The sequence below is a fragment of the Natronococcus sp. JC468 genome, from assembly GCF_012163165.1.
Lineage (GTDB): Archaea > Halobacteriota > Halobacteria > Halobacteriales > Natrialbaceae > Natronococcus > Natronococcus jeotgali.
In genome coordinates this window covers 24,568-36,894 of record NZ_JAAVUO010000017.1, presented here as the reverse complement: position 1 = coordinate 36,894, position 12,327 = coordinate 24,568, and the positions used below count along the sequence as shown (strand labels likewise).

Here is a 12,327-nt window from a genome sequence, read left to right as displayed (position 1 = left end):
GTCTCGGCCCCGCACCGTCAGTCGCGAACCCGGACGATCCCGTCCTCGAAGACCTTGCGGTTCGGGACGATGTACTCCTCGGAGTCGTCCTCGATTTTCGTCACGAACAGGTCGACCTCCTGGACGATCCCGGTCTGGTCGCCGACCCGAACCCGGTCGCCGATCCCGTACGGTTGGTTGAGCAGCAGGTAGATGCCGGCCGCGCTCGAGACGAGGAAGTCCTTGAAGGCGTAGGCGCCGACGGCGACGATCCCCACGGCGTAGATCGCCAGAAGGATCAACAACGCGACGACGTGGACGCCGACCTGTCCCAGCGCGATGACCAGCGCGACGTACAGCACCGAGTACTTGACGAGTTTCGGAATCACCGAGACCTGCGGGAGTTTGACGCTGCGGAGGTACTCGCCGACGGTCAGCTCCGATTTGTCCGCGACAATGAAGCCGACGATCATCACGAGCACGGCGACGAACACCTGCGGAATGAACTCGGTCACTCGCAGCCAGAACGCGTCGGTGTCGAGCAGCTGTGCGATGTGGATCGCCGTCAGCACGGCGATCCCGTAGATGAACCACGCGCTCAGCCGGGCGACGATCTCGACGGTCGACGTGCCCAGCGACTGGGCGGTGCGCTCGAAGGGGGTCCCCTCGACGGCTTCGGGCACGCCGGAGGCCGTCAGCAGCTCCTCGTTGAGCCGCCCGACCAGGTAGCCGACGACGAGGCCGAGGATCAACACCGCCGCGGCTATCACCGCCGGTTCGTCGATGAGCGTCTGCCAGTCCATGCTAGTACGCCTCCGGATCGACCTCCAGAATGATCTCGCCGGCCTTGAACGCCCGGACGAGACCGTCGCTCTCGGAGAGCACGATCGAGATCGCGTTCGTGTCCCGCGTGATCGCGCCGCCGGCCATGTGCCGGGCGCCCAGGCCCTTCGGAATGTCGACGCCCTCCGCCGAGGGCTCGAGGTAGCGGTACGCCGAGACGATCTTACCCGCGTCGGAGATCACGAACGCGCCGTCGAGCCGCGAGAACTCCTTTAACATTACGTTCACGATCGGATCCCCGACGTGGACGTGGGACTTCTCGAAGGGGTTGTACGACAGCGGCCGGGACTTGTTCATCACCTTCCCCGCGTCGCCGACGACGAACAGCGCCCCGACGGGTTTGCCCTTCTGGCCCTTCTGTCCGAGCTCGATCGCCAGCTCGAGGACCGACTTGACGACCTCCGGGTCGGCGCGGGAGCGAGCGAAGAGGTCGTAGATGCCGGTGTGGTTGTCCGCGTCGGCCCGGACCCGCGAGACAGTATCGATGTCGTCGCCGAAGACGCTCGTCGCACACGCCAACGTGTCGCCGTCGTCGATGATCTCCTGATCGAGCGCGCCCTCGAGCCCGAATCGGATCCGATCCGAGATGTCCTCGAACTCGAGGGGGAGCTCGACGAAGGTGCTCGCGCCGACGTCGTTCTCGGTACCGACGACGATCACCTCGCCGTCCTCGAGGTCGGCGAAGCGCTCGTAGTAGGAGCCGCTCGGTGAGAACAGCGCGACGCCGTCGACGTTCGAAAAGAGGTCCCCGAAGACATCGTCTAACCCGGCCATTGCTCGTATAAGCCGTTCCCGCGCGAATAAGCGTTGTGGAGTGTCTGACGACCGTCTTGCCAACGCGTGGCACGGACGGTCGTTCGGAGCATCGGACCCGGCAGCCGTAGTGTGGTTTTCGTACGCTGCGGAACGGGTTCGTCTCGAGGGACCGTCGGCTCGAGGTGTGGGCAACCGGGACCGGATTCGAACCACGCGAGGACGTGCTCGCAGTGCTGCGCGCGTCCTCTCTCGTTCGAATCCTCGTCGCGATGCTTCTCCTCGCGGAAGTGCTCGGAGAAGCATGCGCGGGACCGGATTCGAACCGGCGGACCCCTACGGGACAGCGTCCTAAGCGCTGCGCCGTTGGCCTAGCTTGGCTACCCGCGCTCGTTCCCTGGTTTTCGCGAACCGAGTAAGAACCTGTCGATCCGGTTCACTCGTGTTTGACCGGTTCTTCGGGCGACCAGTCCGGCGGAACGATGAACGTGACGTGCTCCGAGTCCCGAAGCTGGTGGAGCTCGGCCGCCTGCTCGGCCAGGGACCGATCCCGGTAGGGCATCTCGAGGCCGCATCCGGTACACACCAGCTTGCACGTTGGTTCTTTCATGAGGGGAGGACCGCCGGCTCGATCGGAGCGACGGGCGTCGACCCGAGGTTCGACGGAGCGGTGCTTTAGTAGTCGTATCCTAGCGAAATCGGCGGCGAACGGCCGGTTCGGTGAGTCGTTCGTAGCTGAATGTTGCCGCGCCTAGCCGCGTATTGGGACACGTACCGATCCGTTCCGAGCGGGATTACTGCCCGCACGGCAAGCACGTCGCGGGACCGCAGGTTTATTTCCGCCGACGGGGTACGGGACGGTATGCACAGCGCTCGGGATCGCATCGAGTACGAACCCTGGCTGCAGCGACTCGAGCGGGCCGCCGACCGACTGGAGCTCTCGAGCGAGGCCCGCTCGTGTGCCGCGGAGCTGTTCCTGCTCGATGTCCCGGACGCCGACCGATCGAAGCGGGCGACGCTGGCGGCGAGCCTGTACGCCGGTTCGCTGGTCGCCGGCGACGGCCGCACCCAGAGCGCCGTCGCCGAGGCGGCGGACGTCTCCCGGCTCTCGATCCAGTCGCGGTGGAAGGATCTGCTCGAGGAAGCGGGACTCGAGCCGCCGCGGTGGTGAGTCAGGCGGTACGTTTCACCGCATCTCTCTCGCGTAAGTGTACGATATCGTGCCGAAACCGGAGCGAACGATCGGATCGCTGATCGAACGTCGTGGGAGGTTCCCGCCGGCCGACTCGATCAGTGCCGTTCCGTCTCGGCGTCGGCCTCGAGAACGGTGCCGTGCTCGTCGATCTCGCCGTTGACGATCCGGGTACTCGAGATGATGTCGCCGTCGTCGGCCAGCGCGTGCGGGACGACGACGATCTCGAGGGGGTCGTGCCCGCGCTCGTGGCGGAGTTCGTTGATCCGTTTGCCGCCCTCGATCGTCTCGGGGGAGACGACCAGGTAATCGAACTGCGGCTCGGTCGCGATCCCGGTCGGGTCCTCGAGCGTTCGGACCTCGAACGCCCTGTCGTGTTCCTCGGCGAGGGGTTCGAGTTCGCGTTCGAGCGTTGCCTTTCGCTCCGCGAAGGAGTTAACGTGGCGTTCGACGTGGCGAGTCTTCGGCGCGAGCCCGTCGCTCGTGAGTCCGACGGTTACGTCCCCGAGTTCGAACGCCCGTTCGAACAGCCGGCGGTGGCCGTCGTGAACGGGGTCGAACGTCCCACCAAGCGCGACGTCCATACTCCATCCACTGGAGCGGCGCGTATAAAACGGTCGACTCCGTCAGTGCTTCCGTTCGCACTGCTTTCGACGATCGTCGATTGTTCCTTTCGCATTGTTTTTAGTGGTATCCCGCAGTGGCTCCCGTATGGGACTCGACGAGGATTCACTGGAGTATCATCGGACCGATCCGCCGGGTAAGATCGAAATATCGACCACGAAACCGACGAATACACAGCGGGATCTCTCGCTCGCGTACTCGCCGGGCGTCGCCGCGCCGTGTATGGAGATCGCCGAGGACGAAAACGACTCTTACTCGTACACGGCGAAGGGGAACCTCGTCGGCGTCGTCTCGAACGGATCGGCCGTGTTGGGTCTCGGTAACATCGGCGCGCAGGCGTCGAAACCGGTGATGGAGGGGAAGGGCGTGCTGTTCAAGCGCTTCGCGGATATCGATGTCTTCGACATCGAACTCGACGAGGCCGATCCCGAAGAACTCATCAACGCCGTGCGGATGATGGGGCCGACCTTCGGCGGGATCAACCTGGAAGACATCAAGGCGCCGGAGTGTTTCACCATCGAGGAGCGGCTGGGCGAGGAGATGGATATCCCCGTATTCCACGACGACCAACACGGCACCGCGATCATCTCCGGGGCGGCGCTCGTCAATGCCGCCGACGTCGCGGACAAGGACCTCGAGGAGCTCGAGGTGGTGTTCTCGGGGGCGGGCGCGAGCGCGATCGCGACGGCCCGCTTTTACGTCTCGCTCGGGGTCCGCAAGGAGAACATCACGATGTGTGACTCCTCGGGGATCATCACCCAGCGCCGGGCCGAGGCCGGCGACGTCAACGAGTACAAGCGGGAGTTCGCCCGCGACCTGCCCGGGGGCGACCTCGCGGACGCGATGGAGGGTGCGGACGTGCTGGTCGGGCTCTCGGCGGGCGGGATCGTCTCCCAGGAGATGGTCCGCTCGATGAACGAGGATCCGATCATCTTCGCGATGGCCAACCCCGACCCCGAGATCGGCTACGAGGAGGCGAAAGCCGCCCGCGACGATACGGTCATCATGGCCACGGGTCGGTCGGACTACCCCAATCAGGTCAACAACGTCCTCGGATTCCCCTTCATCTTCCGGGGCGCGCTGGATGTCCGCGCGACCGAGATCAACGAGGAGATGAAAGTCGCCTGCGCCCGCGCGCTGGCCCGACTCGCTCGCGAGGACGTCCCCGACGCCGTCGTCAAGGCCTACGGCGACGAACCCCTGCAGTACGGCCCCGACTACATCATCCCGAAGCCCGTCGATCCGCGCGTGCTGTTCCGGGTCGCGCCCGCCGTCGCCGAGGCCGCGATGGAAAGCGGCGCCGCCCGCACCGAGATCGACCTCGAGGAGTACGAAGAACAGCTCGAGGCCCGTCTCGGAAAGTCCCGCGAGATGATGCGGGTCGTGTTGAACAAGGCCAAGAGCGACCCCAAGCGGGTCGCGCTCGCGGAGGGCGAAAACGAGAAGATGATCCGGGCGGCCTACCAGATCCAGGAACAGGGAGTCGCCGCACCGATCCTGATCGGCGACGAGAGCGAGATCCGTCAGACGGCCGCGAACCTCGGCCTGGACTTCGAACCGCAGGTCGCCGACCCGGCGGTTGGCGACTACGAAGCCTACGCCGATCGGCTCCACGAGCTGCGCCAGCGCAAGGGGATCACGCGAACCGAGGCGGGCGAGCTCGTCGAGACCGATTCGAACTACTTCGGGAGCGTGATGGTCGAACGCGGCGACGCCGACGCCTTGCTGACCGGGCTCTCCCACCACTACCCCTCGGCGCTGCGCCCGCCGCTGCAGGTGATCGGCACCGCCGAGGACGTCGATTACGCCGCGGGCGTCTACATGCTCACCTTCAAAAACCGCGTCGTCTTTATCGCCGACGCGACGGTCAACCAGAACCCCGACGAGGAGGTCCTCGCGGAGGTGACCAAACAGACCGGGAAGCTCGCCCGTCGGTTCAACGTCGAACCCCGGGCCGCGTTGCTGTCGTACTCGAACTTCGGCAGCGTCGACAACGAGGGAACCCGAAAGCCCCGACGGGCGGCCCGACAGCTCCAGGACGACCCCGAGGTCGACTTCCCCGTCGACGGCGAGATGCAGGCCGACACGGCCGTCGTCGAGGACATCCTCGAGGGCACCTACGGCTTCTCGGAGCTCGAGGAACCCGCGAACGTGCTCGTCTTCCCGAACCTCGAGGCGGGCAACATCGGCTACAAGCTGCTCCAGCGGCTGGGCGGCGCCGAGGCGATCGGCCCGATGCTCGTGGGCATGGACGAACCGGTTCACGTCCTCCAGCGGGGCGACGAGGTCAAAGACATCGTGAACCTGGCCGGCGTGGCGGTCGTCGACGCCCAACAGGAGTAGACCGCGGGCAACTGTCCCCGCCAGGCCGGAGCCGAAAGGGAGTGCGATCAACGGACACCGGGGTTCTTTTGTGGATACGTTCCGTCGAATTTTTACGGACCTCCCGATATGCCAGATCGATCTCAGCCCCCGTTCGCCGACTCCGCCGCACCGACCGACGCGTACCGCAGACGGTTCCTTCGCGCCGCCGGGGTCGCCGCGACCGCGGGACTCGCGGGCTGTACCCTGTGGGAGCCGACGGATCAGGAAAACGGCGCCGACGGTAGCGACCCCAACCCCGACGTCGCCGACGACGTCTCGTCGTACGCGAGCCACCCCGACGACGACGTGGCGATGTTTCGCCGCGGCCTGCGACGGCTCGGCTACTACCCCGACGAGAGCGTGCCCGACTCCGTCAGCGTCAACTGGTCGTTCCCGATCAACAACGTGGGCCACACCGCCGCGAAGTCGAGCCCGCTACCGACGCCCGACGGCGAGACGATCGTGATCGCCGGCGACACCGGGTTCGTCCACGGCGTTCGCCCCTCGGGCGAACCCCGCTGGCTGACCGAGACCGGGGCGACCGACCTCGGCTTTCACGGCTCGCCGGCGATCGTCGACGGCACGGCCTACGTCGGCGGCTACGACGGGGACCTGTACGCGATCGACGTCGAAACCGGCGAGATCGTCTGGCATACCCCGTCCCACGAACTCGAGGGGACGCTGGCGATCGGCTCGAGCCCCGCCTACTACGACGGCACGCTGTACGTGATCGCCGAGTACGGCAGCCCCTCCTCGGGCGCGCTGTGGACGTTCGACGCCACCACGGGCGAGCCCACCTGGCACGACGACCGGATCTGGGGCCAGGCCCACCCCTCGCCGACGATCGACCTCGAGGCGGGACGGCTCTGTGTCGGCTCGAACGACGGCGTCGTCTACTGCTGGGAGTTCCCCTCGCTCGAGTTCGCCTGGACGTACCAGACCGGCGGCGAGGGCGGCCCCGACGGCGAGGAGAAAGCCGGCGGCGAGTTCAACCTCGGCGCCCAGATCAAGGGGACGACTGCGGCCCACGACGGCTACGGCTACGTCGGCTCCTGGGACGAACGGTTCCACTGCATCGACCTCGAGGACGGGACCGAGGAGTGGACCTTCGAGTTCGAGAACCGATCGATGGCAAACCCCGCGCTGGATCCCGAGGAGAACGTCGTCTACACCGGAAGCAACGACGACCACGTCTACGCGATCGACTGCGAGACCGGCGAGGAGCTGTGGTCGACGGACGTCAACGGCTCGATCATCGGCGCGGTGACCGCCACCGCCGGCACGATCCTCGTCGGCTCCTACGACTCGCACCTGTACGCGCTGGACAAGGAGACCGGAGAACGGCGCTGGCGGGTCGAGAACCGCGGCCACGTCTCGAGCGCGCCGGTCCCCCGCGACGGCCGGATCTACTACGCCGAGCGGGGCGTCTTCTCGAACTACTGGGACGACGACGCCGAAACGATCCTCGAGGAGCCGGGTCACGCCTACTGCCTCGTTCCCGACGAGTGACCCGCAACCGGCCGGAATCGGCGGTCGATCCGAAAGCGTGGATTCAAGTATCCGCCGGGCCGTTGTCCGGGTATGCAAAACCAGGGACGCTCCACGCGCAAGCGAACCGGTGGCCGACTGAAGAACGTCCGAAAGCGCCGCAAGAACGAGCTCGGCCGACTCCCGACCGAGACCCAGGTCGGCGAGCCCCGATTCCGCGTCGTCGACGTCCGCGGCACCGACACGAAGACCCGCGCGCTCGCGACTAACGTCGCAAACGTCAACAAGGGCGGCGAGACCGTCACGGCCGAGATCGAGGACGTCGTCGAGAACGACGCGAACCCGAACTACGTCCGACGGAACATCATCACGAAAGGCGCCGTCATCGAGACGTCCGAAGGACAGGCCCGCGTGACGTCCCGCCCCGGCCAGACCGGGCAGGTCAACGCCGTTCTCCTCGAGTAGTTCCCGACCGTCGAACCGTTTTCCGCGACGCCGACCCGATCAGCGACGCTCCTCGAGGTCGACGAACGCGGTCGCGTTCGCACTCAGCCAGGCCGTGAGCTTCCGCTCGTCCGGACAGTCCACGGGAAACACCGTCCGGCGGTCAGCCCGATCCTCGTAGCTGACGACGGCGCTGTCGAGCGACGCCGACGTCGGCGCCGAGGACACGGGGTCGCTCGCTCGCTCGCTGCTCGCGTCGTCCTCGCTCGAGAGTTCGCGCATGGTCGTCTCGACGACGGGTCGATACATAGCGGTTGCTAGTTGTACTATTGAGCCGTCCGGAGGCGTCGCGAGACCCCGGTACGACGTCGGACGCACGCGGGGACTCGAAGCGGTCCTCTCGCGGAACGCCGAGTTCCGTGGCAGTCAGCCGGGACCGAGGCGTCGTCAGAATGATCGGGGAGACGACCAATCGGAGACGAGTATATAGGTCTATATAGGAGACATAGCATGGTATTTAGGCGGATCTCGCCTCGAGAGAGGTAATGAGCGACGAGACGAACGGCCGGCTCGACGGACTGCGATCGCAACTCGCATCGATCGGTTCCGCGGACGGGCGTTTCGCAACAGGTAACTTGCTCAGCCCGAATGCTGAGGCAACCGGCATGACTGCGAACACCGGCGAATCCACGGCGGTCGAGAGTCGGGAGCGCGAGGGGGCGTCGACGACGTCGTCGTCGGCCGACGTCGACATGTCGAGCGCCGACAGGCCGTTGGGATCGCCTCGAGTTGACGACGCCGTCATCGAGGCTCGGGATCTCGACGTTTTCTACGGCGACACGCAAGCCCTGAACGGGATCAACATGGACATCCCCGAGAAGCAAGTGACGGCGCTCATCGGCCCCTCGGGCTGCGGGAAGTCGACGTTCCTGCGGTCGATCAACCGGATGAACGACCTCATCGACGTCGCCCGCGTCGAGGGCGACCTCTACTTCCACGGCAAGAACATCTACGACGAGGACGTCGACCCCGTCGCCCTGCGCCGGAAGATCGGCATGGTGTTCCAGAAGCCCAACCCCTTCCCGAAGAGCATCTACGACAACGTCGCCTACGGGCTGCGCGTCCAGGGGAAAGACGACGACGTCGACGAGCAGGTCTACACGGCCCTCGAGCGCGCGGCGCTACTCGAGGAGGTCGAGGACCAGCTCGACGAGAGCGGACTCGACCTCTCGGGCGGACAACAGCAGCGACTCTGTATCGCGCGGGCGATCGCCACGGACCCGGAGGTCATCCTGATGGACGAGCCGGCCTCGGCGCTGGACCCGGTCGCGACCTCGAAGATCGAGGACCTGATCGAAGACCTCGCCGAGGAGTACACGGTCGCGATCGTCACCCATAACATGCAGCAGGCGGCCCGCATCTCCGACAAGACGGCCGTCTTCCTCACCGGGGGGAACCTCGTCGAGTTCGACAACACCAACAAGATCTTCGAGAACCCCGAAAGCGACCGCGTCGAGGACTACATCACCGGCAAGTTCGGGTAACCTTCGCCCCGTCGCGGACGGCGTAGCCGTTCACCCGCCGAACTCGACGGCGAACCGACCGCGACCCTTCGCCCCCCAGTTTCGCGAGCGTCCTATATATTTTCGATCGGCATTCGTTACCGAACGCGAGTAGTCCGTCCGTCGTCGATTCGTTCCGAGTACGTATCGCTCTGTAGCGTCGTAGCGGCTCCCTCCGAGAAGAACCGGGGCTCGAGGGCGTCCGACTGAGGATATATATCTCTATATAGCAATCATAGTAGTATACTTACCTCCGATACGGCTTCTATCCGGTGATGGCGAGAGAAACCACGGCGTCGCTGCCGACCGGTGTCAGTCGGCGTACTCTTCTTGCCGCGGCGGGTGTCGGCCTCTCCAGTAGTTTGGCGGGGTGTAGCAGCGTCTTCGCCGCGGAGGACGACCAGGTGAACATCGCGGGGAGCAGCACCGTCTTCCCCGTGACCGAGGCGATCGGGTCCGCGTTCTCCGAGGAGAACCCGACGGTCAACGTCTCGATCAGTAAGACCGGAACCGGCGGGGGGTTCGGGAACTTCTTCTGTGCGGGACGAACCGACGTCAACAACGCGAGCCGGGAGATCGCCGACGCCGAGATCGACCAGTGCGGGGACAACGACATCACGCCGCTCGAGTTCACGGTCGCGACCGACGCGCTGACGGTCGTGGTCAACCCCGAGGCGGACTGGATCGACTGTCTGACCGTCGAGGAACTCCGCGAGATCTGGCGCGCCGACGGCGCCGAGCGCTGGAGCGACATCAACGAGGACTGGCCCGACGAGGAACTCGAACTCTACGGCGCCGCGACGACCTCGGGGACGTTCGACTACTTCAATGAGGCGGTCCTCGGGGAAGATGTCAACCACAAGAGCGACTACTACGCGACCGAGCGCGACCGAACGATCGTCCAGGGGGTTCAGGGCTCGGAGTACGCGATGGGATACTTCGGGTTCTCCTACTACAGCGAGAACCCGGACTCGATCAAGGCGGTCTCGATCGACGACGGCAACGGCTGCGTCGAGCCGTCGACCGAAACCGCGATGTCCGGCGAGTACACTCCCCTCTCACGACCGCTGTTCATCTACGTCGCCAAGGAGTCACTCGCCGACTCCGCGGTCCGTGACTTCGCACGCTTCTACATGGAACAGGCCGCGACGGACCTCGTCTCGGACGTCGGCTACGTCCCGATCACCGAGGACCAGCGCGACGAGAACCTCGAGCGCCTCGAGGAACGGATCGCCGAGGTGGACGGATGAGCCAGCCGGACTTCTCCCACGACGGGGCTCGAACCGCCCGCGGAACGGCGTTTCGGTACCTCTTCATGCTGTGTGCGCTGCTGTCGATCCTGACGACCGTCGCGATCGTGGCGACGCTGCTCGTCGACGCGGTCGATTTCTTCTCGGACGTCTCCTTCGTCGAGTTCCTCACGGGCACGCGGTGGAGCCCGACGAACGAACCGGTCTCGTTCGGCGTGTTGCCCCTGATCTCGGGGACGCTGGTCATCACCGTCGGGGCGGCGCTCGTCGCGCTCCCGATCGGACTGCTGACGGCGATCTACCTGAGCGAGTACGCCTCCGAGCGCCAGCGGTCGTACCTCAAGCCCGCGCTCGAGGTCCTGGCGGGCGTTCCGACGGTCGTCTACGGCTACTTCGCGCTCGTCTACGTCACGCCGGCGCTGGATACGTTCCTGCCGCTGTCGACGTTCAACGCGCTCTCGGCGTCGATCATGGTCGGGATCATGATTATCCCGATGGTCTCCTCGATCAGCGAGGACGCGATGAGCGCGGTGCCGGACTCGCTGCGCCAGGCCAGCTACGGGCTGGGCGCGACGAAGTTCACCGTCTCCACCTCGGTCGTGGTCCCCGCGGCGCTGTCGGGCATCTTCTCGTCGTTCATCCTCGCGCTCTCGCGGGCGATCGGCGAGACGATGATCGTCGCCATCGCGGCAGGCCAGACCCCGCGGCTCATCGACGTGACCGACCCCGCGGGCCTGTTCCTGAACTCGATCCAGACGATGACCGCGGCGATGGTCCAGATCGGGACGGGCGACCTCGTCGGCCAGGGCCCCGCCTACAAGAGCCTCTTCGCGGTCGGACTCACCCTGTTCGTCATCACGTTCGTCATGAATCTCATCAGTGAATTCGTCGCGTCGCGCTACCGGGAGGTGTACCGCTGATGGCGGCCGATACGTCCGAGGCCGCCGACTCCGAGTTCGGGCAGGTCAGTCGCACGAAAGACACCGCCTTCCGCCTGCTCGCGCTGGCGGCGACGCTCGTCGGGATCGTCTCGCTGGCGGCCCTGCTCGCAAACGTCTCCGTCGACGCCGTCGGCTGGCTCGACTGGGACTTCCTCACGAGCCCGCCCCACCCGGACCCGTTCGAGGCCGGGTTCCTGCCGGCGCTCGTCGGCTCGATCGCGATCATGCTCCTGATCGCGCTGATCACGTTCCCGCTCGGCGTCGGCGCCGCGATCTACCTCGAGGAGTACGCCGGCGACGGCTACCTCACCAAGTTCATCGAACTCAACATCGCGAACCTCGCCGGGGTTCCCTCGGTCGTCTACGGCCTGCTGGGACTGGGGCTGTTCGTCACCCTGCTGGATCTCGGCTACGGGACGATCTTCGTCGCGGCGTTTACCGTCGCCCTGCTCATCCTCCCGATCGTGATCATCTCGGCCCAGGAGGCGATCCGATCGGTCCCCGATTCCCAGCGGCAGGCGTCCTACGGGATGGGCGCGACGAAGTGGCAGACGATCCGAAACGTCGTTCTCCCGCGAGCGATGCCGGGGATCATGACCGGAACGATCCTGGCGCTCGGACGGGCGATCGGCGAAACCGCGCCGCTGATCATGATCGCGGCCCCGACGACCGTCTTCGGCGTTCCCAACAGCTTCCTGAGCAAGGTAAGCGCGATGCCCCTGCAGATCTACAACTGGTCGTCGTACCCCGAGACGGAGTTCCAGTACGGCGTCGTCGCCGCGGGCGTCGTGACACTGCTGGTCGTGTTGCTGTCGATCAACTCCGTCGCGATCCTCATCCGGAACCGGTACCAGCAGGACGGCACCTAGTCCGGGCGTTCCGACGGG

At 65.8% G+C, this 12,327-nt stretch carries 13 protein-coding genes and 1 tRNA gene; 8 read left to right on the top strand and 6 right to left on the bottom strand.

The genetic code is table 11. The annotated features are described in order from the left end of the window. Positions 1 to 17 precede the first annotated feature (17 nt). The 4 genes from GWG54_RS11665 to GWG54_RS11650 form a co-directional block, all read right to left on the bottom strand. Positions 18 to 782, bottom strand: a complete 765-nt coding sequence (locus GWG54_RS11665) for a mechanosensitive ion channel family protein (RefSeq protein ID WP_167937939.1) — start codon at positions 780 to 782, stop codon at positions 18 to 20. Position 783: 1 nt separating this feature from the next. Beyond that, on the bottom strand, positions 784 to 1,596 hold the full coding sequence (gene dacZ / locus GWG54_RS11660; RefSeq protein ID WP_167937938.1) for a diadenylate cyclase DacZ: 813 nt from the start codon (positions 1,594 to 1,596) through the stop codon (positions 784 to 786). Between the two features lie 284 nt (positions 1,597 to 1,880). After that, a tRNA-Leu gene (locus GWG54_RS11655) sits at positions 1,881 to 1,965 on the bottom strand. Between the two features lie 46 nt (positions 1,966 to 2,011). Then, a complete protein-coding gene (locus tag GWG54_RS11650; protein WP_167937937.1) occupies positions 2,012 to 2,185 on the bottom strand; it encodes a hypothetical protein in 174 nt (57 codons plus the stop codon). 252 nt (positions 2,186 to 2,437) lie between these two features. On the opposite strand from GWG54_RS11650, the gene GWG54_RS11645 reads away from it, so the two are divergent. Further along, positions 2,438 to 2,746, top strand: a complete 309-nt coding sequence (locus GWG54_RS11645; protein ID WP_167937936.1) for a transcription initiation factor IIB family protein — start codon at positions 2,438 to 2,440, stop codon at positions 2,744 to 2,746. Positions 2,747 to 2,865: 119 nt separating this feature from the next. Here GWG54_RS11645 and GWG54_RS11640 read toward each other — a convergent pair whose 3' ends face one another. Next, the gene (locus GWG54_RS11640; RefSeq protein WP_167937935.1) at positions 2,866 to 3,351 is read right to left on the bottom strand and encodes a phosphopantetheine adenylyltransferase; all 486 of its coding nucleotides are present in this window, start codon (positions 3,349 to 3,351) and stop codon (positions 2,866 to 2,868) included. Positions 3,352 to 3,478: 127 nt separating this feature from the next. Between GWG54_RS11640 and GWG54_RS11635 the strand changes: the two genes are divergently transcribed. The 3 genes from GWG54_RS11635 to GWG54_RS11625 all read left to right on the top strand — a co-directional run bounded on the left by GWG54_RS11635 (position 3,479) and on the right by GWG54_RS11625 (position 7,708). Beyond that, positions 3,479 to 5,734 (top strand): NADP-dependent malic enzyme, encoded by a 2,256-nt coding sequence (locus GWG54_RS11635; RefSeq protein WP_167937934.1) that lies wholly within the window; start codon positions 3,479 to 3,481, stop codon positions 5,732 to 5,734. Positions 5,735 to 5,842: 108 nt separating this feature from the next. Then, positions 5,843 to 7,264 carry a PQQ-binding-like beta-propeller repeat protein gene (locus GWG54_RS11630; protein ID WP_167937933.1) on the top strand — a complete coding sequence of 474 codons (1,422 nt, stop codon included), beginning with the start codon at positions 5,843 to 5,845 and terminating at the stop codon, positions 7,262 to 7,264. 72 nt (positions 7,265 to 7,336) lie between these two features. Further along, positions 7,337 to 7,708, top strand: coding sequence for a 30S ribosomal protein S8e (locus tag GWG54_RS11625; protein WP_167937932.1), 372 nt, complete (start codon positions 7,337 to 7,339; stop codon positions 7,706 to 7,708). Positions 7,709 to 7,747: 39 nt separating this feature from the next. Here the strand turns inward: GWG54_RS11625 and GWG54_RS11620 are convergent, their stop codons facing one another. Then, positions 7,748 to 7,969, bottom strand: coding sequence for a hypothetical protein (locus GWG54_RS11620; protein WP_167937905.1), 222 nt, complete (start codon positions 7,967 to 7,969; stop codon positions 7,748 to 7,750). 383 nt (positions 7,970 to 8,352) lie between these two features. Here GWG54_RS11620 and pstB point away from each other — a divergent pair, with 383 nt between their 5' ends. The 4 genes from pstB to pstA all read left to right on the top strand — a co-directional run bounded on the left by pstB (position 8,353) and on the right by pstA (position 12,309). Next, positions 8,353 to 9,231, top strand: a complete 879-nt coding sequence (gene pstB, locus GWG54_RS11615; RefSeq protein WP_394352926.1) for a phosphate ABC transporter ATP-binding protein PstB — start codon at positions 8,353 to 8,355, stop codon at positions 9,229 to 9,231. 293 nt (positions 9,232 to 9,524) lie between these two features. Continuing rightward, the gene (locus tag GWG54_RS11610) at positions 9,525 to 10,499 is read left to right on the top strand and encodes a PstS family phosphate ABC transporter substrate-binding protein (protein ID WP_167937930.1); all 975 of its coding nucleotides are present in this window, start codon (positions 9,525 to 9,527) and stop codon (positions 10,497 to 10,499) included. Next, a complete protein-coding gene (gene pstC / locus GWG54_RS11605; protein ID WP_167937929.1) occupies positions 10,496 to 11,419 on the top strand; it encodes a phosphate ABC transporter permease subunit PstC in 924 nt (307 codons plus the stop codon). Before GWG54_RS11610 ends, pstC begins: the two co-directional genes overlap by 4 nt. After that, a complete protein-coding gene (pstA, locus tag GWG54_RS11600; protein ID WP_167937928.1) occupies positions 11,419 to 12,309 on the top strand; it encodes a phosphate ABC transporter permease PstA in 891 nt (296 codons plus the stop codon). The genes pstC and pstA overlap by 1 nt, the downstream gene beginning before the upstream one ends. Positions 12,310 to 12,327 lie beyond the last annotated feature (18 nt).

Excerpts from the sequence above, each read along its gene's own strand:
- pstB (WP_394352926.1), top strand. The coding sequence starts at position 8,353 with ATGACTGCGAACACCGGCGAATCCACGGCGGTCGAGAGTCGGGAGCGC.
- pstA (WP_167937928.1), top strand. The coding sequence starts at position 11,419 with ATGGCGGCCGATACGTCCGAGGCCGCCGACTCCGAGTTCGGGCAGGTC.
- GWG54_RS11650 (WP_167937937.1), bottom strand. The coding sequence starts at position 2,185 with ATGAAAGAACCAACGTGCAAGCTGGTGTGTACCGGATGCGGCCTCGAG.
- GWG54_RS11645 (WP_167937936.1), top strand. The coding sequence starts at position 2,438 with ATGCACAGCGCTCGGGATCGCATCGAGTACGAACCCTGGCTGCAGCGA.
- GWG54_RS11610 (WP_167937930.1), top strand. The coding sequence starts at position 9,525 with ATGGCGAGAGAAACCACGGCGTCGCTGCCGACCGGTGTCAGTCGGCGT.
- dacZ (WP_167937938.1), bottom strand. The coding sequence starts at position 1,596 with ATGGCCGGGTTAGACGATGTCTTCGGGGACCTCTTTTCGAACGTCGAC.
- pstC (WP_167937929.1), top strand. The coding sequence starts at position 10,496 with ATGAGCCAGCCGGACTTCTCCCACGACGGGGCTCGAACCGCCCGCGGA.
- GWG54_RS11625 (WP_167937932.1), top strand. The coding sequence starts at position 7,337 with ATGCAAAACCAGGGACGCTCCACGCGCAAGCGAACCGGTGGCCGACTG.
- GWG54_RS11635 (WP_167937934.1), top strand. The coding sequence starts at position 3,479 with ATGGGACTCGACGAGGATTCACTGGAGTATCATCGGACCGATCCGCCG.
- GWG54_RS11665 (WP_167937939.1), bottom strand. The coding sequence starts at position 782 with ATGGACTGGCAGACGCTCATCGACGAACCGGCGGTGATAGCCGCGGCG.
- GWG54_RS11640 (WP_167937935.1), bottom strand. The coding sequence starts at position 3,351 with ATGGACGTCGCGCTTGGTGGGACGTTCGACCCCGTTCACGACGGCCAC.
- GWG54_RS11620 (WP_167937905.1), bottom strand. The coding sequence starts at position 7,969 with ATGCGCGAACTCTCGAGCGAGGACGACGCGAGCAGCGAGCGAGCGAGC.
- GWG54_RS11630 (WP_167937933.1), top strand. The coding sequence starts at position 5,843 with ATGCCAGATCGATCTCAGCCCCCGTTCGCCGACTCCGCCGCACCGACC.